This is a genomic window from Pseudomonadales bacterium (genome assembly GCA_024234435.1).
Classification (GTDB): domain Bacteria; phylum Pseudomonadota; class Gammaproteobacteria; order Pseudomonadales; family Porticoccaceae; genus JACKOF01.
The window spans coordinates 1,166,341-1,189,401 of record JACKOF010000001.1 but is presented as its reverse complement, the minus strand read 5'-3'; the positions used below and the strand labels follow the sequence as shown (position 1 = coordinate 1,189,401).

The following is a 23,061-nucleotide window of genomic DNA, read 5'->3' as shown; positions in this document are numbered from 1 at the left end:
ATTTCATGTTGCTGAATTTCTTCGAAGGGCTGCGCAAAGGCGGAGTGCCCGTATCCATTAAGGAGTTTCTGGTGCTGTTGGAAGCGCTGGAAAAAAAACTTGCATTCGCCGATGTGGATGATTTCTATCTGCTGGCACGCACCTGTCTGGTCAAGGATGAAAAATATTACGACAAGTTTGATCGGGCATTTGCTGTTTATTTCAATAAACTTGAAAGTCTTGAGCAGTTTATTGAAGCGCTGATCCCGGAAGACTGGCTGAGGCAGGAATTTGAAAAGCATCTGACCGAAGAAGAAAAGGCCAATATTGAAAGCCTGGGTGGTCTGGAAAAACTGATAGAAGAATTCAAAAAGCGCCTGGAAGAACAGCAAAAGAAACACGCCGGGGGCAGCAAATGGATTGGTACCGGAGGCACTTCGCCTTTCGGTCACGGTGGCTATAACCCGGAAGGCATCCGTATTGGTGGTGAGAGCAAGAACAAACGGGCAGTAAAGGTCTGGGAAAAGCGGGAATTTCGAAACCTGGATGATTCGGTGCAGCTGGGCACGCGCAATATCAAGGTTGCCCTTCGCAAGCTCAGAAAATTTGCCCGCACCGGTTCTGCGGAAGAGCTTGATCTTGACGATACCATTGCGTCTACAGCGCGCAACGCCGGTTTACTTGATATCAAAATGATCCCCGAGCGTCACAACGCGGTCAAGGTACTGATTTTCTTTGATGTGGGTGGCTCAATGGATCCGTATATTCGCACATGTGAAGAATTATTTTCCGCTGTGCGCAGCGAGTTCAAACACCTTGAGTACTATTACTTCCACAACTTTCTCTATGATTTTGTCTGGCGCAACAACGCCCGACGACATGCCGAAAAAATCAATACACATGATGTGCTTCATACCTACTCCAGTGATTACAAAGTGATTTTTGTGGGCGATGCCAGTATGTCGCCCTATGAAATCACGCACGCCGGTGGCAGTGTTGAGTACTTTAACGAAGAGCCAGGTGGGGTCTGGATGCAACGATTGCTGGATACGTTTAATAATGTTATCTGGTTAAATCCGGTAAAAGAGGAGCATTGGCGCTATACCCATTCGATAGAGATTGCGCAACAGCTGGTTGGAAAAGACAGAATGTTTCCGTTAACACTTGGCGGACTGGAGGCAGGTATGTCGAGGTTGTCCCGAAGCTGAGTTTTACCCATGAGTATATAGCGCGCAGGTTTCGGTGTATGTTGCAGTAAAACGCTAACGATTTTAAATGGGGGCATAGTATTGGACATCGCATCGGCAGTTCGGCAGTCGCAGCAGCAGGCAGGGTTTGACTCACACCTGAATTATGACGAGATAACCACACTGCCGGACATTCTTCAGCAAGCAGTTGAACGTTATGGTGACGCCCCGGCCCTGACCAGTGTTGGCCACACCATCAGTTACCGTCAGCTTAATCAACTCGCTTCACGATTTGCAGCCTGGTTACAGCAGCGAACGGAACTGCAACCAGGTGACCGGCTTGCCGTTCAGTTACCGAATCTTTCGCAATACAGTATTGTGGCCTACGGGGCCTTAAAAGCCGGACTTGTACTTGTTAATGTCAACCCGATGTACACAGAGACCGAGCTGCGTTATCAGTTTGAGCATGCGGAAGTTAAGGCTGTTGTGGTTTTTGATCAGTGCATGCGGGGAATTGAAGTCGTAGCAAAACAAATCCCATTACAGCACATTATTATTGTCTCTCCTTTTGATCTACACGCTGGCTGGAAAAGGACGGTGATGAACAGCCTGCTAAAACTTTCCGGGAAAGTAGGCAGACCTACTTTAGCGCATCACCGGCTAGCCGACATTCTGATGCTGAAAGACTTAAAAGATGCTGCGCCAATCGAGCGTTCTTCAGAAGATATGGCTGTTTTGCAATATACCGGTGGTACGACTGGCGTTTCCAAACCTGCAGTGCTGAGTCATCACAACCTGGTTAGCAATATGCTGCAAAGTTGGGCTGGGCTGTCCCTTGCGAATATAGAGAAAGGGACTGAAAAAATGGTTGCCCCGCTGCCGATGTACCATATTTACTCGTTTGCGTTAGTCATTACTGTCGGTGTGTATTTTGGCAGCCATACTTTATTGATTCCGGATCCACGCAATATCAATGCGCTCGTTAAACAGCTGAAAAAGTTCCACTTTTCTGTTCTGAGCGGACTCAATACATTGTTTTCAGCACTGCTGAAACACCCTCATTTTGATGAAATAGATTTTTCCGGGGTCAAGATTATTACCTCCGGAGGTATGGCGCTGACTGAAGGTGTTGCAACTGAGTGGCAGCAGAGAACGGGAGTGGCTATTTGTGAAGGTTACGGGTTAACCGAAACTTCTCCTGTCATTGCGGTCACACCAGCCAATGCCGTTGTTGCCGGCTCAGTGGGTTTAATTCTGCCTGAAACCGAGGTGCGGGTTGTTGATAGTGAAGAGCAGGACGTTTTGGCCGGAGAGCATGGTGAACTGTGGGTGCGCGGCCCGCAAGTCATGAAGGGGTACTGGAAGTTTCCCGAGGAAACCCGCAAAGTACTGACGGATGATGGCTGGTTTAAAACCGGTGATATTACTTCAATCGACCGATCAGGTTATCTGCGTATTCATGATCGCAAAAAAGACATGATCCTGGTTTCCGGTTTCAATGTGTACCCGAACGAAATAGAAGGATTGTTATCCACACATCCGGATATTACGTATTGTGCAGCAATTGGTGTGGATGACCCGGAATCAGGGGAGGTAGTTAAAGTGTTTGTAGTTTCCACAAACCCTGCTTTAACAACCGAACAGGTTCGACAGTATTGTCGACAATCCCTGGCTAGCTACAAGGTGCCAAAGCTGGTTGAGTTCCGAAAAGAATTGCCTTTGAGTAATGTTGGCAAGGTATTAAAAAAAGAATTGAGAGGCTGATCGGCGAGGAGTAAGAAAGCAGACAAATAAATCGATTGCCGGATTTTACAATTTTTTGACAAGCTCAGGGAAACTAACCCCAAACCATTCGGTCAGAGTAGGCATCCCGCAGCTTGACCCCGGGTGATTTTAACAACCACTGAAATACAAGATTGATTCCAAGGAGATTTAATATGGCAAAACAACATCTGAAACCTCTGGTAGCCGCAGTAGGTGCAGCATTTATGGCTACGGTTGCAATTGCCCCGGCAGCTTCCGCTGCAGAGAACCCTTTCCAGGCGACTGAGCTTACTGCCGGTTACAACCTGGCTGACGCACATGAAGGTAAATGTGGTGAAGGCAAATGCGGTGCTGAACAGAAAGCCAAAGAAGGTAAGTGTGGCGAAGGTAAATGCGGCGCTGAAAAGAAAGCCAAAGAAGGTAAGTGTGGCGAAGGCAAATGCGGTGCTAAAAAGAAAGCCAAAGAAGGTAAGTGTGGCGAAGGCAAATGCGGCGCTGAAAAGAAAGCCAAAGAAGGCAAATGTGGCGAAGGTAAATGCGGCGGTAACGCCTGATTCTGGCGACCGGACCTGGTTCTTGTGAAGACAAAAACATTTCCCGTTCACGGGGCAGGTTTGGGATTGCGGCGGGCCCTGTTGGGCCCGCTGTCATCTCTGACGCCTGAAAATATCGATTTTATGGAAGTGGCACCGGAAAACTGGATCAATGTTGGTGGCCGTTACGGAAGGCAATTTCGTGAATATACCGAGCGCTTCCCGTTTGTTTGTCATGGGCTGTCCCTTTCCATTGGTTCGCCATCTCCTCTGGATTACGACCTGCTGGCCGATATCAAAAGTTTTATCAGTCAGCACAATATCCGTTATTACACCGAACACCTGAGTTATTGCAGCGATCATGGACATCTTTATGATCTGATGCCGATCCCTTTTACCGAGCAGGCCGTCGATTATGTGGTTGAGCGCATCTGCAAGGTTCAGGACTTTTTGGGGCAGCGGATAGCCATGGAAAATGTCTCCTACTATGCGGCACCGCAGCAGGAGATGACTGAAATTGATTTTGTCAATGAAGTGATTCAGCGCGCCGACTGTGACCTGCTGTTAGATGTTAATAATATTTACGTTAATAGTATTAATCATCATTATGATGCTGTTGAATTTTTGGATGCGCTGCCCGGTGATAAAGTCGGCTATGTGCATATTGCCGGTCATTACGATGAAGCTGAAGACTTAAGGGTAGATACCCATGGAGCTGATGTAATTGATCCGGTATGGCAGTTACTCGATCATGCCTATGAACGGTTTGGCGTCATGCCAACGTTACTCGAAAGAGACTTCAATTTCCCGACAGTAGCAGGATTAATCGGTGAGGTTGAGCAGATTAAACGGTTCCAGAAAATCCATACCAAAGGCGAGCGAGTGATTGCTGAAAATGCCTGACAACATCCCCCCTGCATTCTTTAAAACGCAGTTTGATTTTGCCGCTCATTTGCGAGACCCGGAGGTAAACAGAGCTCCTTCCGGGATTGAAGATCGGCGTATGAAGATTTACCGGGAACTCATTTATAACAATATTGAATCATTTATCAGCAGTGGCTTTCCGATTCTTCGCAGTATTACGAAAGACGATAAGTGGCACAGCATGGTGCGCGATTTTGTCAGCCACCATAACAGCTCGACACCGTATTTCCTTGAAATAAGTCAGGAGTTCCTGCAATTCCTGCAGGAAGAATACCGTTTTCTCAATGAGGGCCCGCCTTTTTTACTGGAGCTGGCCCACTACGAGTGGGTAGAGCTGGCGCTGGATGTATCAAGGGAAGAGATCCCCTCAAAAAAACAACCGCGCTCTGAGCTACTTAATGCCGTATTGCAAGTGTCACCACTCGCATGGCGACTTTCCTATCAATTTCCGGTTCACCGGATTGGTCCCGAGTTCCAGCCAGGGCAGGTTCCGGAGCAGCCGACTTTTCTTGTGGTATACCGCAACCGGCAACACGAAGTGAAATTTCTAGAAGCTAATGCTGTCACTATGCGCTTGTTGCAGTTGTTGGAAGAGGCCGACATGACGGGCGAAGCAGCATTGTTGGCAGTTGCCGAAGAGCTGAAACACCCGGACCCTTCGCAGGTTGTTAATTCCGGCCATGACCTGTTAACGCAGTTATTTGGGCTGGATATTATCTTTTAGTCGTACCCTATTGCTGGCAGCGGTATGGAAAGTAATAATTTTCAACTGTAACAATCCTGTCATATTCCCGATGCACAATTCCCTCGAACTTGAACGGCAGGTTCATTTATTTTCTATAGAGGAACAATGCTTTGCATTGGGGAGACAATCATGAAAATTAAAGCGTTAACGCTCGCTGTTGCTGCAGCTTCAGCATTTCCCGTAGCTGCTATGGCTGCTGGTCCAATTGACGGTTCTGTTTACGGTAAAGTCAACGTTTCCATGGTGAATGCCGACGACGGCAGTGATGATCAGTGGGAACTGAACAGCAATGCTTCTCGTATCGGTTTTAAAGGCAAAACAAAGCTATCTGATAATCTTTATGCTATCTACAAGCTGGAGTATGAAACGTCAGTTGATGATGGTGAGAAAGACGGCCAGACTTTTACTCAGCGTAATATTATGGGCGGTCTGACTGGTGGTTTCGGTACTATCTGGGCAGGTAAGCATGATACCCCAACCAAAATGGCCCAGAACAAAATTGACCTGTTTAACGACCTCGAAGGTGACCTGAAAAACACATTTGAGGGCGAAAACCGCGTCAACAATATCGTCGCCTACACAACACCGATGTTGGGTGATGCCATCAGCATTACTGTTGCCGGTGTCTTTGGCGAGGGTGATTCCGGATCCAAGGTGGGTGAAGTGGGTGATAAAAACGATGGTGTAGACGGCACTTCTGTTTCTATTAACTATGAAACGGATAATCTGTACCTGGCCCTTGCTGCTGATCAGGATATCGATGGTCAGGATCTTGTTCGCGCCGTTGGTCAATGGAAAATCGAGAATCTGCAGTTAGGTTTGATGTACCAGCAGAGCGAAAGCAATATTGATTCTGATATCAAAGATGAAGACGGTTGGTTCGTAAGTGCTGCCTATAAAATTGATAAGGTTAAATTGAAAGCCCAGTACGGTAAAATTGAAGACGATGCCGATGGCGATGAGGAAGAGACGTTCTCTATTGGTGCTGACTACAAGCTGGGTGATAATACCAAGCTGTTTGCTTTCTACACCGAAAACACGGATGAAGATGGCGGCTCTTCTAGCGAAGATGAGAATGATTACTTCGGTCTGGGTATGGAGCACAAGTTCTAAAAGAACATTTCAAGTCTGTGAAGGGGTGTGTTTGCACCCCTTTTTTTATTATATGCTAGGCGCTCAATATTGAGATGTCTGCCTTCTGGAACGAGTAAATGAAACGAATCTTGATTATTACGTTGTTGTGGACCGTGTTCTTTCCTGCTTACGCTGATAAATCGGAAAACTGTGAGTTCGATGCGGACGAGGCAGATAACCCGAATTTCATTGAATCGATTAAAAATTGTGAAAAAAAGACCATAAGGCTTTATGACCCTGCTGGCGGAATTCTGGGCGGCAAGAAAGCCGTTGAATTATACGATGAAGGTACGGTAGTTGATCCGAGCGGGATATCGGAGCGCCCGATTGTGGCTCCCGGCACCCTCAACCACCATCCTGGTACCCGATATGTAGGTCGTGAATTTTATTCGGTACGTACGGATGCCAAATTTGAACAGACGGTTATGTTTGCCATGCAAAAATTGCATGGTCAAATGGCGCAGCATTGTGCAGCAGGCTGGAAGAAAGAGGGTGAGTGGTCAGAGCCTGTCGCCCATCGAGAAGGGGAATATTACCTGCATTATCAGTTTATTTGTGATGATCAGCGATAGCAGATAAGCCGACCCTCCTTTTTCCTGAAAGCCCTGCCACAAGCAGGGCTTTTGTCTTATACCTTTATTATTTTCAATAATCTCGTTCAAGTTTCCGGGGGTATCATCAATTGAGCCCTATACCTAAAAAAAAACACTGTGTAGAATTCCACCTATAATGGATAAAGAGAGATGATTTCGCATGATAAAAGTTATTCTTTTGCTGACAGGGATATTGTTTATTAATCAATCTGTTGCTGAGGGTGGGCACCCGGATGACCCCTGGGAAGGCTGGAATCGGAAGGTGTTCGTTTTTAATGAAACGCTGGATACTTACGTGCTTAAACCTGTGGCAAAGGGCTATAAGGCTGTTGCGCCGGCCCCTGTAGAGAAAGGTGTTTCCAATTTTTTCGACAATATCGGCGAAGTGGGTAACATCGTAAATGACCTTTTACAGGGAAAGCTGGAACAGGCGGCTAACGATACTGGTCGTGTGTTGATAAACAGTACCCTGGGTATCGCCGGTTTTTTTGAAATTGCCGAGCCTATGGGCCTGAAAAAAAGTGACGGGGAAGATTTTGGTCAAACCCTGGCGGCATGGGGTGTCGGGCAGGGAAACTACCTGATGATACCTTTTTTGGGTCCTTCTACTTTAAGGGATGGCCCAGGCAAAGTGGTTGACGCATACACCAACCCTATCAGCTATGTGGATCATGTGCCCACAAGAAATACGTTGCTGGGCTCCAGTGTTGTTGATGTTCGTGCAGAATTACTGGATGTTGAGAAACTGGCCAAAGGTGATCGTTATTCGCTGGTCAGGGATGTCTATCTGCAGCGACGTGAGTTTTTGATCCACGACGGTGAAGTTGAAGATGACTTTGGCGGTTACGAAGAAGCAGATGATTACTATGACAGCGATACGCAGTAGTCGGCCCAAGAACAGGGTTTAGGTAACCGCAATTGCTCCGGTCATTTTCATGTAAAGGTAATGAATGAATAGTCCTAGAAGGCTTTTTATCGTTGGACAAAACTCGGAGTTGTACCAGCAGTGGTCAGAGTATCTGTCAGGTACTGACTGGGCTGTGGAAATTTTTACCGACTACGATGATGTCAAGGATACTTTGCTTGGAAATATCGACAGTTCTGCTCTGGTCTTACTTGACATGTCTCTTTCCGAGGTACGTGATTTCAAGTTCCTGGGTGGTGTGGGGTCGACCAACGCTTTCATCGTCGTTCTCGAAAACCCTACCGCGACGGAGGTAGCAACCTGTTATCGCAATGATGCAACTGACATTCTGATTAAACCTTTTGATCAAAAAGAGTTGCTCAAATCCCTGGAGCGTTCGGCCAAATATCAAAAATTGCTGGTTGAAAATCAAGGGTATCGTGAGCAGCTGGAAGCCGCTAACCGGAATCTTCAGGATAGTCTGAGGATTCTTGAAATGGATCAAATTGCTGGCAGGCAAGTCCAGCAGAGCATGCTGCCCGTTACACCACAGCGCTTTGGCGATTATGAAATCAGCCATTTTATTGTGCCTTCTCTTTATTTAAGTGGTGATTTTGTTGGTTATCATTGTATCTTTGATCGATACTTGGTTTTTTACGCTGCAGATGTTTCAGGTCACGGCGCATCGTCGGCATTTTTAACGGTTTTACTGCGGTTTTTGCTTACCCGGATACTGAGGCGTCATGTGCATAACGATGACCGTGATGCCATGGCCAGAGCCCCGCAGGGGTTTGTTGAATACATTAATCGCCAAATTCTGGCTATTGGCCTGGATAAACATTTGACGATGTTTGCCGGATCGATCGATATGGAACAAAATACACTGAGGTATGCTGTTGGCGCCCATATGCCTATGCCGGTGCTCGTTCACGACGGTGAGGTTGAAATGATGGAGGGGAAGGGCAAGCCTCTCGGGATTTTTGAAGATGTGCACTGGTCTATTAGCGAAAAGGCGTTGCCCGATAAATTTGCATTGGTGTTGACCTCTGATGGCGTGCTTGAAGTGTTACCGGGTGAGAGCATGGAGGATAAAGAGCAATTCATGTTGTCGGCAATCGCATCCTCCGATACATCTCTGGATAGTATCTGCCAGCAATTGGGGCTTCGTGATCTAACGGAGTCACCGGATGATGTGACGGTGCTGACTGTCCGCAGAGGCTATTGAATTGAACGAAGGTAAAATACTGGTTGCCGAAGAGAGAGGCGTTTATCTGCTCAAATTGACTGGCGATGTGAGAATGACGCTCTGCGCTTCTTTGAACAGTTATCTGGACGCCATCTTTCGAAACCCAGAAGTTGATGATGTCATTGTTGATTTACTGGAGACGGAAGGTGTTGACAGTACGACTCTGGGGTTATTGGCCAAGTTGGCGATTTATACGGAAAAGCACTACAAGCTTAAACCAACCGTTTTTTGTAAAAATCAGAGCATCAGCAGAATTCTGATCGGGATGGGGCTGGATGATATTTTCGATATTGTCCGGGAAACACCAGAAGAGCTCACTCATTTACAAGAGTTGAGGCCTGTGGCTGCTGACGAAGAACAGATAAAGCAGCATGTCCTTGAAGCGCACAAGCTTCTATCTGTATTGAACAGTAAGAATCAGCGAGAGTTTATAGATCTTATCCGTTCTCTGGAAAGCATTTAATCAACAATTATTTGTCTCTGGCCAACCGTTTGGCCCGGATAAACTGGCTGTGGGGTAAGTAGATCAACTCTGCAATACGGCGAATAATAGCCTCTTCGTGTTTATCCAGATCTTCATCGGCATAGGCAACCTGCCACAGTTGCTGAATCAGCTCGAATTTCTGCTGATCATGGAACTTGCTGTTAATGATTTTGGTGAACTGATACAGCGAGGTTGCATCCCGCACCTCGTTTTTGGCCATGGCGAACAGTTCTTCTGCATCCTCAATATCTATTCCGAATCGATTATGCAGCATGCGGATAATTTGTTGTTGTTCTGCACGAATACTGATCCGATCAATGACCATCACCTCTACCATTAACGCTGCGCAGGCAAGCTTTATGTTTTTATCAGAAGCGGCCTCATCTTCAGAGTTGTTTGTTGTGAAGAGCTGTTTGAGATGAGTAATCATGGTAGTTTTCCCTGTCGGTAAATATTAGCAAGGCAGGTTCATGGCTGAAAGGGCGTCGTAAATAACGTCAATATCTGCGCCAGGTTTATGGGCATTTTCGCTGATAAAACGTCTGAATTTTCTGGCCCCAGGCATTCCCTGATAGAGTCCCAGAATATGGCGGGTCATGTGGTTCAGACGCAGTTTTGGATTCAGTTCTGAATTTTCGAGGTGTGATGCCATGAATTCTGTAAACTGCTCCAGCACCTGCGTACGTGTAGGTGGGAGGGTGTTGTCATGGTAGAACCTGCGGTCCACCTCAGACAGTATATAGGGGTTGTGGTAAGCCTCTCTGCCGACCATAACGCCGTCCAGATATTGCATATGGGCCTCAGCTTCGTCAAGCGTGGTAATACCCCCGTTAAGGATAATTTCCAGATCAGGAAAGTCCCGCTTGAGTTGATAAACCGTTTCATAATCGAGCGGCGGTATTTCACGATTCTGTTTTGGGCTCAACCCCTTAAGCCAGGCTTTTCTCGCATGCACAATAAAAGTTTTACAGCCGACATTGGCTACTGAGCCAACAAAATCCTGAAGGAACGGATAACTCTCCATATCATCAACACCAATGCGATGCTTGATCGTGACGGGAATCTCGACGGCATCCTGCATTGATTTGAAACATTCTGCGACCAGTTTGGGGGTTTTCATCAGCGTGGCACCGAATTGTCCGGATTGTACCCGGTCGCTGGGGCAGCCGCAGTTCAGGTTTATTTCATCATAGTGATAGCGTGCCGCCTGCTTGCAGCTCAACGCCAGCTCAACCGGGTTGGAGCCACCGAGTTGTAAGGCGATTGGATGTTCACAGGTATTGATCTTCAGGTGCTGGTGGCTGTCTCCGTGAAGAATGGCACCCGTTGTAATCATTTCGGTATAGAGCAAGGTGTGACGGCTTAAAAGACGGTGAAAATAGCGGCAATAGCGATCGGTGAAATCCATCATCGGGGCGACGGAGAAGCGTCTGTCAACGGTGTCAAGGCGTGTGGGTTTCATGTGTTTTGAACGTTTGTCTGACAGCTTATCGTTAAAACCCGGCATTATATCGGGAATCTGCTTGAAAGAACCCTGCCAGTAATGAAATAGCGTGATAGCATCCGCTTCACATAACAAATGTTACACAGATCATAATAATTATGACAAATCAGAAAACTGTTAAACCCGTTGATGAACAGAAGCCGTTGTCCTCCCGGTTGCTGGACTGCCTGATGCAGGTGGCCAGTATTGAAGGGGTTCTGTCATCAGAAACAGCAATAGCCTCAGGCTTGCCTCTGATTGAGGGAGACCTGACACCGGAACTGTTTGTGCGTGCGGCAAACCGGGCAGGACTGGCAGCGATTCTGCTTGATCGCGAACTCGACATTATACCTGTAGAGGTATTGCCTGCCGTTCTGGTGCTTAAGGATGGTGGTGGTGCAGTGCTGTCTGATATCGATACTGAACTGGGTTATGCCGTGGTCACAGCACCGGGGGATCAATCTGCACACCAGATAAGTCTGCAAGAGTTGCAGGATGCCTATACCGGGCATGTGTTTTATTTGCGTAAAATGCAGCAATTCGATTCCCGCACACCCCGTATTCATAAAGATAAAAGCCAGCACTGGTTTTGGAGCGTCATCAAGAGTTCCAGAACAATTTACCGCGATGTATTGATCGCATCATTCCTGATTAACCTGTTTGTTCTGGCGCAACCGTTGTTTGTGATGAATGTTTATGACCGGGTTGTGCCCAACAACGCACTTGAAACTCTCTGGGCTTTAGCAATAGGGGTTCTCATTGTTTATGTGTTTGATTTTGTACTGAAGGTTTTACGAAGTTACTTGATAGAGCTGGCAGCGAAGCGAACAGACGTCATCCTGTCTGCGCAATTGTTTGAAAAAGTACTTAATCTGAAAATGAGTGCACGGCCTGTCTCTACAGGAGCCTTCGCTTCACGCCTTCACGATTTCGACACTATTCGGAATTTTATTACCTCTTCTACTATTTTGACCCTGGTTGATTTGCCATTTTTAATTCTGTTTCTGGCTTTTATTGGCTACATCGGGGGTTGGTTGGTAGCGGTGCCTTTGCTGATTATTCCGCTGGCAGTCTTTCTGGCCTATCGCGCGCAGCAGAAATTGCGGCCGAGTATTGAAAATGTCATGCGGGGATCAGCCAAAAAAAATGCAACGCTGGTTGAAAATCTGGTTAGTGTTGAGGCGGTAAAAGTACTCGGGGCAGAGAGTCAGGTGCAGAAAAGCTGGGAGCAATCGGTTGGTTATGTAGCCCAATGGGGACTGCAATCCCGTGTGACGTCGAATGCCACGTTGACTGCCATTCAGTTCTTACAACAACTGGCCATGGTATTCATTGTCGTATTTGGTGTTTACCTCATTGCCGATCAGGAGCTTACCGTAGGCGGCCTGATCGCCTGTGTGATTTTAAACGGACGTGCACTGGCTTCTCTGGGTCAAATCGCCAGTTTGCTGGTTACCTATGATCACGCCGAGGCAACCCTCAAATCGCTCGATGAAATCATGAATTCGCCGGAAGAACGGGAGGCAGGTAAGCAGTATCTGCACAAACCTGTTATTGATGGGCGGCTTCAGTTCAAGGGCGTTACTTTTTCCTATCCTGAACAACCTGTTCCGGCGTTGAACAGTGTTTCAATTGATATTCAGCCAGGGGAAAAGGTTGCCATTATCGGAAAAATTGGTTCGGGTAAATCGACTTTGGCCAAGGTCTTGTTACGCCTCTATGAGCCAGATAATGGCTCCGTCATGGTAGACGGATTTGACTTGCAGCAGATGGACCCCGCAGATGTGCGCAGCAATATCTGTTACATCGCGCAGGATGCGCAGCTTTTTTATGGCACTGTGCGGGAGAATATCACTCTGGGATTACATGGAATTGAAGACCGGGAAGTAATAGAAGCGGCAGGAAAAGCCGGGGTTCTCGATTTTGTTAATAGCCATCCTCTGGGTTTCAACATGCCGGTAGGTGAGCGTGGCGAAACCTTGTCCGGTGGACAGCGCAGTGCTATCAATCTGTCCCGTGCATTTTTGCGATCACCCTCCGTTATTATCATGGACGAGCCTACAGCGGCAATGGATCAGTCTTCAGAGCAACATATCTGCCGACAGATCAAGCAGGAGTTTGTCGATAAAACGCTGATATTGATCACGCATAAAATGTCCATGATCGATGTTGTCGACAGGTTGATTGTGATGGATAAAGGAACAGTGGTGGCCGATGGCCCTAAAGAGCAGGTTCTTGAACACCTCAGGCAGGGTGCAGTTCGGGGTAAAAACTAATGGCATTTGATATTAAAAGACTTCGCGAGCATTTCGACCAGACGTCCTCAACAGACCTCAAGTACATGTCATACTCCTCTGAGGCGGTGTTGAAACAATCGCCCATTACTTCTCAGGTGCTGATGTGGGTGATCGCCACGTTTATTCTGATTATGATCATCTGGGCCAGTTTCGCGACAGTCGATGAATTTACCCGTGGAGAAGGCAAAATTGTACCTTCCAGTGATATCCAGATCGTACAAAATCTGGAAGGCGGTATTTTGGCCAAACTGATGGTTACTGAGGGTGATATTGTCGCCAAAGGTCAACCTTTACTGCAAATTGATGACACTATTTTTGCTTCAACATTCAAGGAACGTGCGTTACAGGCGAATCAGCTGGCGGTTAAAGCGGCTCGCCTGCGGGCCGAAGCGGGCAATGGCGATTTTCAGTCAGAGTTGGAAAAACTGGGTAATCCTGTTGAACAGGCGCTGGTTGATAGGGAAAAAGAACTGTTTTCTTCACGCCGACGTCAATATACCTCGGAGCTGGAGTCATTAAAGCAGAAAGCCAACCAGAAAAATCAGGAACTGTCCTCCATCAAGGTGAAACAGAAAAGTGTTGCTGACAGCTATAATCTGTTGAGTCAGGAATTAACCTTTACCGAGCCTCTGGTGGCCGAGGGGGCTATTTCCCAAATCGAGCTGTTGCGATTGCAGCGCCAGGTAAACGACCTGAAGGGAGAAATGGATCGAGCGAGAATCGCCATTCCCCAACTGGAGTCTGCATATCGGGAAGCACTGAACAACATTGATACTTTTGTGGACCAGCATGGCAGCGCGGTCAGAGAGGAGCTGAATGATATAACCGCCGAGCTTGGTCGGCTTGAGCAATCAAACGAAGCACTTGAAGACAGGGTCGATAGGACAATTGTTCGTTCGCCGATGAAAGGCATCGTGAAGCAGCTAAAGGTAAAAACCGAAGGTGGCGTGATTCAGCCGGGCATGGATCTGGTAGAAATTGTTCCCTTTGATGATTCTTTACTGGTTGACGCGAAAGTACTGCCGCGCGATATTGCATTTATTCATCCACACCAGAAAGCTATCGTTAAATTTACTGCTTATGATTTTGCCGTTCACGGCGGCCTGCCTGCTAAAGTCACTTTGATCTCGCCTGATACTATAGAAGATAAAGAAGGTGTCAGTTATTACCAGGTGCGTCTGCAGACAGAAAGCAGTCATCTGGGAAAAGCCGAAGAACCTCTACCCATTATTGCCGGTATGACTGTTCAAGTAGATATTCTTACCGGTAAGAAAACGGTGATGGACTATTTGCTGAAACCTATTCTGAAAACCAAACAACTGGCTCTTCGGGAAAGATAATTTCTGCCCATTCGGTCGGGGCTGATCAAAAGTCTGGAATGGATGAACCGTATCGGATGGTCAGCCCGAATATGTGAACACCGTCACCTTTTTGGTGAGTTATCTAATAAACGGTAAAAAGTCGCACCCGAACGGTGCGTGGTTCACACTATTTGTTGATTAGAATAGCTAATGTCAAGGTCTCATTAAGAATTCAGAGCTTTGAATCAGTGGTTAAAACAAGACGAGAGAGTGTCGAAAAACAAAAGGTTATGGTATTTACCTCAAATACGTTGTAACGCAAAAACTATAAATGGGCATTAGATTTCCAGAAGATAAGATTAAGGGCAGTTTCATGTTGAAAAACAAAGTGATATCGGCAGTTCTCGTTTTTGGGCTCATCGGCAGCTTCCATCAAATACAGGCTGATACGTTAAGTATTGAAGACGCTGTTGCCAAAACGCTGGAAACCAACCCCGAGGTTCAGGCTGAACTGCGTGAAGTTGATGCCAGAGAGCGCCAGGTGCGTGAAGCTCTGGGTGGGTATTTACCAACGGTCGATGTACTGGCGGGTTTTGGTTTTCAGGAACGTGACCCTACTGGCCGGGATTTCAGCCCATCCGATCGTACGCGCAATGAACTTGAACGCCATGAAGCCCAGCTAAACGTAAGACAGCTCGTATTTGACGGCTTTAATACCCCCAACGAACACAAGAACCAGAAGTCCAGGCATCAGAGCGCGGCCCACCGCGCCCACTCTGTTGGTGAGGATATCGCACTGGAGGTAGTCAGGACTTACCTCGATGTCCTCAAGCAGAAAGCAATTCTTGAGTTGGCAGATCAGACACTGGCAACACATCAAGAAGTCTATAACAAAATGCAGAAGCGGGCTGATTCGGGTGTGGGGAGTCGTGCCGATCTTGATCAGATTTCTGGTCGTTTGGCTCTTTCCAGAAGCAATGTCATTTCACAAACGGCCAATCTGCTTGACGCTAAAACCAATTTTCAGCGGGTAGTAGGGCGTTTCCCCGAAACCAATGAACTGGTCACTCCGGGGACCTACGGCAAACACCTGCCCGAAACAGTTGCTGAGGCAGTAGCCAAAGCAACAGAGAATCACCCTTTGCTTAAATCGGCCAGTGCTGATATTGAAGCGGTGAGTTATCAGTATGAGCAAACCAAAAGTGGTTTTTATCCGCAGTTTCACATCGAGATTGAACGCGATCTCAACGACAATATAGATGGGATAGAAGAACAAGTTGATGATCTGAAAGTGATGCTGCGTATGCGCTACAACCTTTTTCGCGGCAATTCCGATCAAGCAAAGAAACAACAGTTCGCCTATTTGGTTGAAAAAGCCAAACAGATACGGGCCAATACCTATCGGCAAGTAGAGCAGGAAGTCAGGCTCGCCTGGGTCGCCAGAGACGCTATCCAAAACCAGATCCCGGTATTGGAAAACTACGTAATTGACGCACAGGAAACCAAAAATGCATATGTTAAACAGTTCGATTTAGGGCGTCGTACATTGCTGGATCTGCTTAATACGGAAAATGAAATGATCTCCGCGCGACAGTCATTGACCAGAGCAAACTTTGATTTGCTGTTTAACGAGTACCGTTTGTTCCATGCCATGGGTGAATTATTAAACACCGTTGGTTCAGAGATATAAGTACTGAAATTTGGCAGATAGCAAGATGTCTAACCGGCCAGGGCCGGGAGGTAAATACGCAATGAATGATCTAATTGAGCAGAAAAATACAACCGAAACGGGCGAAAGCCAGCAAATCGTTGGCATTGTTACCTCAACAGCCGGTGCTACCGCTGTAGTGGTTTCTGCCGACGGTTCACTGCGGGAATTAAACCCCGGTGATCCTGTTCATGAAAACGATGTACTTCAGGTGATAGAAGGATCTCATGTTGTCATTACCTTTGCAGACGGATCTGTCCGTGAATTACCTCGAGAAGGTGGTTTTCAGCTTAACGGGAACAGCTACCAACAACTTGCCCAGAGCGACTACTCGGATGATTCAAACCCTGAATTTGAACAGCTGTTGGCGGCTCTGGAAGAAGGGAAAGACCCGACAGATGAGTTGGAAGAACCTGCTGCTGGAGATGTTGGCGGTGCAAGTGACGAAATTGGCCAAGGGTTAGTCATTGAGCTGTCTGGACAGGAAGCAATAGCAACAGCGGGTATTGATCCGGATTTGCCTCCTCAATCCATACTGGAACCAACAGCGGATCCCGGTTTGCAAACAGGTGATTCAGGTGACTCGGGTAATGGTGGCGAAAATGGTGGTAATGGCGTCACCACCACGGTGACCCTGAACGACGTCAGTGCTGCCGAAAACAACAGCTTGATCTACACCGCCAGTGTCGATAACGCCCCACAGACCCCGTTCAGCGTGACGCTGGACAACGGTGTGGTGATCCACTTTGCGGCGGGCGCCCTGACCGGCAGCTCCGATCCGCAACCGGCACAAGGGGATGATCCCTACGTGGACGGTGACAGCTTCAGCGTCAGTATCGCCAGCACCAGCGGTGGCAACTTCGAAGCCCTGGACACCAGCGACACGGCCACCATCCATATTACCGACACCCTGGACACCACCACGGTGACCCTGAACGACGTCAGTGCTGCCGAAAACAACAGCCTGATCTACACCGCCAGTGTCGATAACGCCCCGCAGACCCCGTTCAGCGTGACGCTGGACAACGGTGTGGTGATCCACTTTGCGGCGGGCGCCCTGACCGGCAGCTCCGATCCGCAACCGGCACAAGGGGATGATCCCTACGTGGACGGTGACAGCTTCAGCGTCAGTATCGCCAGCACCAGCGGTGGCAACTTCGAAGCCCTGGACACCAGCGACACGGCCACCATCCATATTACCGACACCCTGGACACCACCACGGTGACCCTGAACGACGTCAGTGCTGCCGAAAACAACAGCCTGATCTACACCGCCAGTGTCGATAACGCCCCGCAGACCCCGTTCAGCGTGACGCTGGACAACGGTGTGGTGATCCACTTTGCGGCGGGCGCCCTGACCGGCAGCTCCGATCCGCAACCGGCACAAGGGGATGATCCCTACGTGGACGGTGACAGCTTCAGCGTCAGTATCGCCAGCACCAGCGGTGGCAACTTCGAAGCCCTGGACACCAGCGACACGGCCACCATCCATATTACCGACACCCTGGACACCACCACGGTGACCCTGAACGACGTCAGTGCTGCCGAAAACAACAGCCTGATCTACACCGCCAGTGTCGATAACGCCCCGCAGACCCCGTTCAGCGTGACGCTGGACAACGGTGTGGTGATCCACTTTGCGGCGGGCGCCCTGACCGGCAGCTCCGATCCGCAACCGGCACAAGGGGATGATCCCTACGTGGACGGTGACAGCTTCAGCGTCAGTATCGCCAGCACCAGCGGTGGCAACTTCGAAGCCCTGGACACCAGCGACACGGCCACCATCCATATTACCGACACCCTGGACACCACCACGGTGACCCTGAACGACGTCAGTGCTGCCGAAAACAACAGCCTGATCTACACCGCCAGTGTCGATAACGCCCCGCAGACCCCGTTCAGCGTGACGCTGGACAACGGTGTGGTGATCCACTTTGCGGCGGGCGCCCTGACCGGCAGCTCCGATCCGCAACCGGCACAAGGGGATGATCCCTACGTGGACGGTGACAGCTTCAGCGTCAGTATCGCCAGCACCAGCGGTGGCAACTTCGAAGCCCTGGACACCAGCGACACGGCCACCATCCATATTACCGACACCCTGGACACCACCACGGTGACCCTGAACGACGTCAGTGCTGCCGAAAACAACAGCCTGATCTACACCGCCAGTGTCGATAACGCCCCGCAGACCCCGTTCAGCGTGACGCTGGACAACGGTGTGGTGATCCACTTTGCGGCGGGCGCCCTGACCGGCAGCTCCGATCCGCAACCGGCACAAGGGGATGATCCCTACGTGGACGGTGACAGCTTCAGCGTCAGTATCGCCAGCACCAGCGGTGGCAACTTCGAAGCCCTGGACACCAGCGACACGGCCACCATCCATATTACCGACACCCTGGACACCACCACGGTGACCCTGAACGACGTCAGTGCTGCCGAAAACAACAGCTTGATCTACACCGCCAGTGTCGATAACGCCCCACAGACCCCGTTCAGCGTGACGCTGGACAACGGTGTGGTGATCCACTTTGCGGCGGGCGCCCTGACCGGCAGCTCCGATCCGCAACCGGCACAAGGGGATGATCCCTACGTGGACGGTGACAGCTTCAGCGTCAGTATCGCCAGCACCAGCGGTGGCAACTTCGAAGCCCTGGACACCAGCGACACGGCCACCATCCATATTACCGACACCCTGGACACCACCACGGTGACCCTGAACGACGTCAGTGCTGCCGAAAACAACAGCCTGATCTACACCGCCAGTGTCGATAACGCCCCGCAGACCCCGTTCAGCGTGACGCTGGACAACGGTGTGGTGATCCACTTTGCGGCGGGCGCCCTGACCGGCAGCTCCGATCCGCAACCGGCACAAGGGGATGATCCCTACGTGGACGGTGACAGCTTCAGCGTCAGTATCGCCAGCACCAGCGGTGGCAACTTCGAAGCCCTGGACACCAGCGACACGGCCACCATCCATATTACCGACACCCTGGACACCACCACGGTGACCCTGAACGACGTCAGTGCTGCCGAAAACAACAGCCTGATCTACACCGCCAGTGTCGATAACGCCCCGCAGACCCCGTTCAGCGTGACGCTGGACAACGGTGTGGTGATCCACTTTGCGGCGGGCGCCCTGACCGGCAGCTCCGATCCGCAACCGGCACAAGGGGATGATCCCTACGTGGACGGTGACAGCTTCAGCGTCAGTATCGCCAGCACCAGCGGTGGCAACTTCGAAGCCCTGGACACCAGCGACACGGCCACCATCCATATTACCGACACCCTGGACACCACCACGGTGACCCTGAACGACGTCAGTGCTGCCGAAAACAACAGCCTGATCTACACCGCCAGTGTCGATAACGCCCCGCAGACCCCGTTCAGCGTGACGCTGGACAACGGTGTGGTGATCCACTTTGCGGCGGGCGCCCTGACCGGCAGCTCCGATCCGCAACCGGCACAAGGGGATGATCCCTACGTGGACGGTGACAGCTTCAGCGTCAGTATCGCCAGCACCAGCGGTGGCAACTTCGAAGCCCTGGACACCAGCGACACGGCCACCATCCATATTACCGACACCCTGGACACCACCACGGTGACCCTGAACGACGTCAGTGCTGCCGAAAACAACAGCCTGATCTACACCGCCAGTGTCGATAACGCCCCGCAGACCCCGTTCAGCGTGACGCTGGACAACGGTGTGGTGATCCACTTTGCGGCGGGCGCCCTGACCGGCAGCTCCGATCCGCAACCGGCACAAGGGGATGATCCCTACGTGGACGGTGACAGCTTCAGCGTCAGTATCGCCAGCACCAGCGGTGGCAACTTCGAAGCCCTGGACACCAGCGACACGGCCACCATCCATATTACCGACACCCTGGACACCACCACGGTGACCCTGAACGACGTCAGTGCTGCCGAAAACAACAGCTTGATCTACACCGCCAGTGTCGATAACGCCCCACAGACCCCGTTCAGCGTGACGCTGGACAACGGTGTGGTGATCCACTTTGCGGCGGGCGCCCTGACCGGCAGCTCCGACCCGCAACCGGGTCTACCCAACGAGCAGGTTTTTGAAGTATCTGTTGCTGCAACCTCTGGTGGTAACTATGAGGCGCTGAATACCACGGATACAGCTGTTGTCACTGTGTTTGACGGTAATGTACCGCCTGTAGCGCAAGGGGGGGCTTTAACTGTTTCTGAAGAAGGTTTACTCGGTGGTATTCAGGATAGTCAAGGTGTAAATGATACAACGAATGCCAGTTCTGATTCGGTATCGTTGCCAGCGGTTGATGTCAATGGAGATTTGCTGATCTATACATTAGATACCGCAGAATCCGGCCTGACTTCAAATGGGGTTGCTATTACTTTTTCAGGTCAGGGCACCGATACTCTGGTGGGTTCTGTACCTGATGGTCTGGGTGGTGAGATAACGATCATTACCCTCAGTGTTGATTCGAGCGGCACGGTTACAGCTGACCTGTCCGGCCCGGTAGATCATGCCGATACCAATATTGAAAGCGATCTTAGTTTTGATGTGACTTTAGCTGTATCCGATGGTGAATTTACTGATACAGCCAATGTGTCAATCACTATTGAAGATGATAGTCCGGTGGGAGACAACGTTGATAAAGGGATAGTATTACCCGATCAACAGGCTGTGAGCGTGGTGGTGGTTCTCGATGTTTCAGGTTCGATGAACAACAGCACTGCCAATGGCACGCGGATAGGTTTGGCAAAACAGGCGCTGGATAACCTCTCGGATGAGCTGTTTTCTCAGGGTGGCAGTGTTGTGATTTCCCTGATTACATTCTCGTCAGATGCGACTTATGTTGGCAGCTTTAGTAACGAAGCAGCATTTGATTCTGCGGTGTACGGATTGTCTGCCAATGGTGCAACCAATTACAACGCATCGCTTGTAGAGACGAATCAATTATTAATGGAGCAACTGGCGCAGGATAGACCGGAAAATATTCAGGATCTGCTTTATTTTATTTCTGATGGTGAGCCAACAGCGGGTGGACCTGTTGATGTCTCTCTTCTCACTAATGGAATAGCAGACGGCGACCTGCCAACGGTGTTTTCTATCGGCGCTGGCAGTGGTGTGTCCGTGGCTGCACTGGATGCCATTATTCCGCCATCACAGCAGTCAGATCCCGATTTCGGTGACCCGATTATCGTGAATAACTTTAATGATCTCTCTGATACCCTGATCGATCTTTTGGCTCTTCCAGCTCAGACTTCCGGAAACTTTTTTGTTAACGGCACGCCTGTGCTTACCAAGGGTGCCGACGGCGGTGAGATTACCGAGATTCGGTTTGGCGGAGAAACTTACACTCAAGACAGTCCGGAAGTGAGTGGCAGTACTTTGACAGCAACATCGGTGCAAGGCACTCTGGTAGTGAATTTTCTGACAGGTAGCTACGAGTTTACTGCCAGTGATAATCTTGTAAATGGTGATTCCGTCGTTATCCAGCTGCTTTTCACTGATTTTGATGGTGATACTGCCGCAGCACAATTGACGCTCAATGTGGGCGACAATACGGCTCCGGTTGCGCAATCCTTTAACTTGATAACAAGCGCTGCTGGTGACTTCTCCATGGATAGCGATGAGGTGGCCCGTTTCTCTGTCGATCCTGACGGAGACAATGCCTACCTGTTTTCAACTACTGCAGGTGCTGAACACACTCCTTACAGCCAGAAAGCTATTATTTTCGGTGGTTTCGATTATACGGTCGTTGATGATCAGGGGCAGGGGAGCAATACGGCCACTGCCAGTCTGATTCGTGACAATAATGACGATGTGCTCACAGGAACAGCTGGTCGCGATCTGATTATTGATAAAAATTCAGGGTTCGTTTCCCTTGATGTGCGTTCAGGCTCTACCTTTAACAATAACAATTTATTTGGTGTTGCCGTCGGGGGACTCGATGCCGGGTTGTCCGTCACCAAGATTGTGATTGACCTAAGTGCTATTAACGATGCCTTTTTCGATGTGTCTGGCAGTGGTTCCACACCATTTGGCGTTTCCAGCCTCGTTGGTATTTCGTCTGCCAATATCAGCTCCGCACTATCCAATTCAGATCAAACACTGACGATCAATATTGCACCAGGCGCGCTGACTAACGGTGACAGTTTTCGGTTTGGCATCGACACGGATGATAACGCCGTTATTGGTAATGGAGATGATTTCGGATTACTGGGTGTTCCCGTCACATTGCAACTGAGTGATGGCTCCGTTGTTCAGAGTCAATATCAGCCAGGTGCCAATGGCACGTCAAAATTGAGCTTTGAAATATCCGCTGTCAACGATGCAGAATTACTGGGCAACGCTGGTGACGATGTCCTTGTGGGTGGAACCGGTAACGATATCCTCACGGGAGGTGCTGGCGAAGATATTTTTGTCTGGAATGCTGGTGATGCTGCGTCAAATGCAATAGACACTATCACAGACTTTAACCAGTCTGGTGGTACCTATAACACAGCGGAAGGTGATGTGCTTGATATTTCTGACCTTCTGACAGGTGAAGAAATGCTGGATCACTCTACCAGTACTTCTCTGGCTGCAGCACTGGATGCTAACTATTTATCTGTTACATCAGACGGTACTGATACGACGATTGTTGCTGATGTGGATGGCTCAGGTACGGGTACGGCTACGCAAACACTGATTATAGAGGGTGTTGATCTTACCAATGGAGGCACAACCAGTTCTGCTCAGGTGATAGAAAACCTGTTGAACACCAATAGTTTGATTGTCGACTGACTATCGGGAA

The 23,061-nt window shown here is 49.4% G+C and carries 16 protein-coding genes; 14 read left to right on the top strand and 2 right to left on the bottom strand.

From position 1 onward, the window contains the following. The first annotated feature begins 5 nt into the window (after positions 1-5). The 10 genes from H7A02_05470 (at position 6) to H7A02_05425 (ending at position 9,472) form a co-directional block, all read left to right on the top strand. Positions 6-1,187: a VWA domain-containing protein gene (locus H7A02_05470; protein ID MCP5171700.1), complete on the top strand. Its 1,182-nt coding sequence runs from the start codon at positions 6-8 to the stop codon at positions 1,185-1,187. 81 nt (positions 1,188-1,268) lie between these two features. Further along, positions 1,269-2,930, top strand: coding sequence for an AMP-binding protein (locus H7A02_05465; GenBank protein MCP5171699.1), 1,662 nt, complete (start codon positions 1,269-1,271; stop codon positions 2,928-2,930). 173 nt (positions 2,931-3,103) lie between these two features. Beyond that, the gene (locus H7A02_05460; GenBank protein MCP5171698.1) at positions 3,104-3,484 is read left to right on the top strand and encodes a hypothetical protein; all 381 of its coding nucleotides are present in this window, start codon (positions 3,104-3,106) and stop codon (positions 3,482-3,484) included. A 24-nt stretch (positions 3,485-3,508) separates the two neighbouring features. Further along, positions 3,509-4,366 carry a DUF692 domain-containing protein gene (locus tag H7A02_05455; GenBank protein MCP5171697.1) on the top strand — a complete coding sequence of 286 codons (858 nt, stop codon included), beginning with the start codon at positions 3,509-3,511 and terminating at the stop codon, positions 4,364-4,366. Further along, on the top strand, positions 4,359-5,111 hold the full coding sequence (locus tag H7A02_05450; GenBank protein ID MCP5171696.1) for a putative DNA-binding domain-containing protein: 753 nt from the start codon (positions 4,359-4,361) through the stop codon (positions 5,109-5,111). Before H7A02_05455 ends, H7A02_05450 begins: the two co-directional genes overlap by 8 nt. Before the next feature lie 150 nt (positions 5,112-5,261). Then, a complete protein-coding gene (locus H7A02_05445) occupies positions 5,262-6,245 on the top strand; it encodes a porin (protein MCP5171695.1) in 984 nt (327 codons plus the stop codon). Between the two features lie 98 nt (positions 6,246-6,343). Further along, on the top strand, positions 6,344-6,838 hold the full coding sequence (locus H7A02_05440; GenBank protein MCP5171694.1) for a hypothetical protein: 495 nt from the start codon (positions 6,344-6,346) through the stop codon (positions 6,836-6,838). Positions 6,839-7,019: 181 nt separating this feature from the next. Beyond that, positions 7,020-7,745, top strand: coding sequence for a VacJ family lipoprotein (locus H7A02_05435; protein ID MCP5171693.1), 726 nt, complete (start codon positions 7,020-7,022; stop codon positions 7,743-7,745). A gap of 64 nt (positions 7,746-7,809) precedes the next feature. After that, on the top strand, positions 7,810-8,988 hold the full coding sequence (locus tag H7A02_05430; protein MCP5171692.1) for a SpoIIE family protein phosphatase: 1,179 nt from the start codon (positions 7,810-7,812) through the stop codon (positions 8,986-8,988). Between the two features lies 1 nt (position 8,989). Beyond that, complete coding sequence (locus H7A02_05425) at positions 8,990-9,472, top strand: anti-sigma factor antagonist (GenBank protein ID MCP5171691.1); 483 nt, start codon at positions 8,990-8,992, stop codon at positions 9,470-9,472. Positions 9,473-9,479: 7 nt separating this feature from the next. Here H7A02_05425 and H7A02_05420 read toward each other — a convergent pair whose 3' ends face one another. Both H7A02_05420 and dusA read right to left on the bottom strand, forming a co-directional pair. Then, positions 9,480-9,923 carry a TerB family tellurite resistance protein gene (locus H7A02_05420; protein MCP5171690.1) on the bottom strand — a complete coding sequence of 148 codons (444 nt, stop codon included), beginning with the start codon at positions 9,921-9,923 and terminating at the stop codon, positions 9,480-9,482. Positions 9,924-9,947: 24 nt separating this feature from the next. Next, the gene (gene dusA / locus H7A02_05415; protein MCP5171689.1) at positions 9,948-10,955 is read right to left on the bottom strand and encodes a tRNA dihydrouridine(20/20a) synthase DusA; all 1,008 of its coding nucleotides are present in this window, start codon (positions 10,953-10,955) and stop codon (positions 9,948-9,950) included. 140 nt (positions 10,956-11,095) lie between these two features. On the opposite strand from dusA, the gene H7A02_05410 reads away from it, so the two are divergent. From H7A02_05410 to H7A02_05395, 4 genes are all read left to right on the top strand, one after another. Further along, positions 11,096-13,252 carry a type I secretion system permease/ATPase gene (locus H7A02_05410; GenBank protein ID MCP5171688.1) on the top strand — a complete coding sequence of 719 codons (2,157 nt, stop codon included), beginning with the start codon at positions 11,096-11,098 and terminating at the stop codon, positions 13,250-13,252. After that, positions 13,252-14,613: an HlyD family type I secretion periplasmic adaptor subunit gene (locus H7A02_05405; GenBank protein MCP5171687.1), complete on the top strand. Its 1,362-nt coding sequence runs from the start codon at positions 13,252-13,254 to the stop codon at positions 14,611-14,613. The genes H7A02_05410 and H7A02_05405 overlap by 1 nt, the downstream gene beginning before the upstream one ends. A gap of 334 nt (positions 14,614-14,947) precedes the next feature. Then, complete coding sequence (locus H7A02_05400; protein ID MCP5171686.1) at positions 14,948-16,264, top strand: TolC family outer membrane protein; 1,317 nt, start codon at positions 14,948-14,950, stop codon at positions 16,262-16,264. Positions 16,265-16,325: 61 nt separating this feature from the next. Then, positions 16,326-23,051, top strand: coding sequence for a retention module-containing protein (locus H7A02_05395; protein ID MCP5171685.1), 6,726 nt, complete (start codon positions 16,326-16,328; stop codon positions 23,049-23,051). The last annotated feature ends 10 nt before the right edge of the window (positions 23,052-23,061 follow it).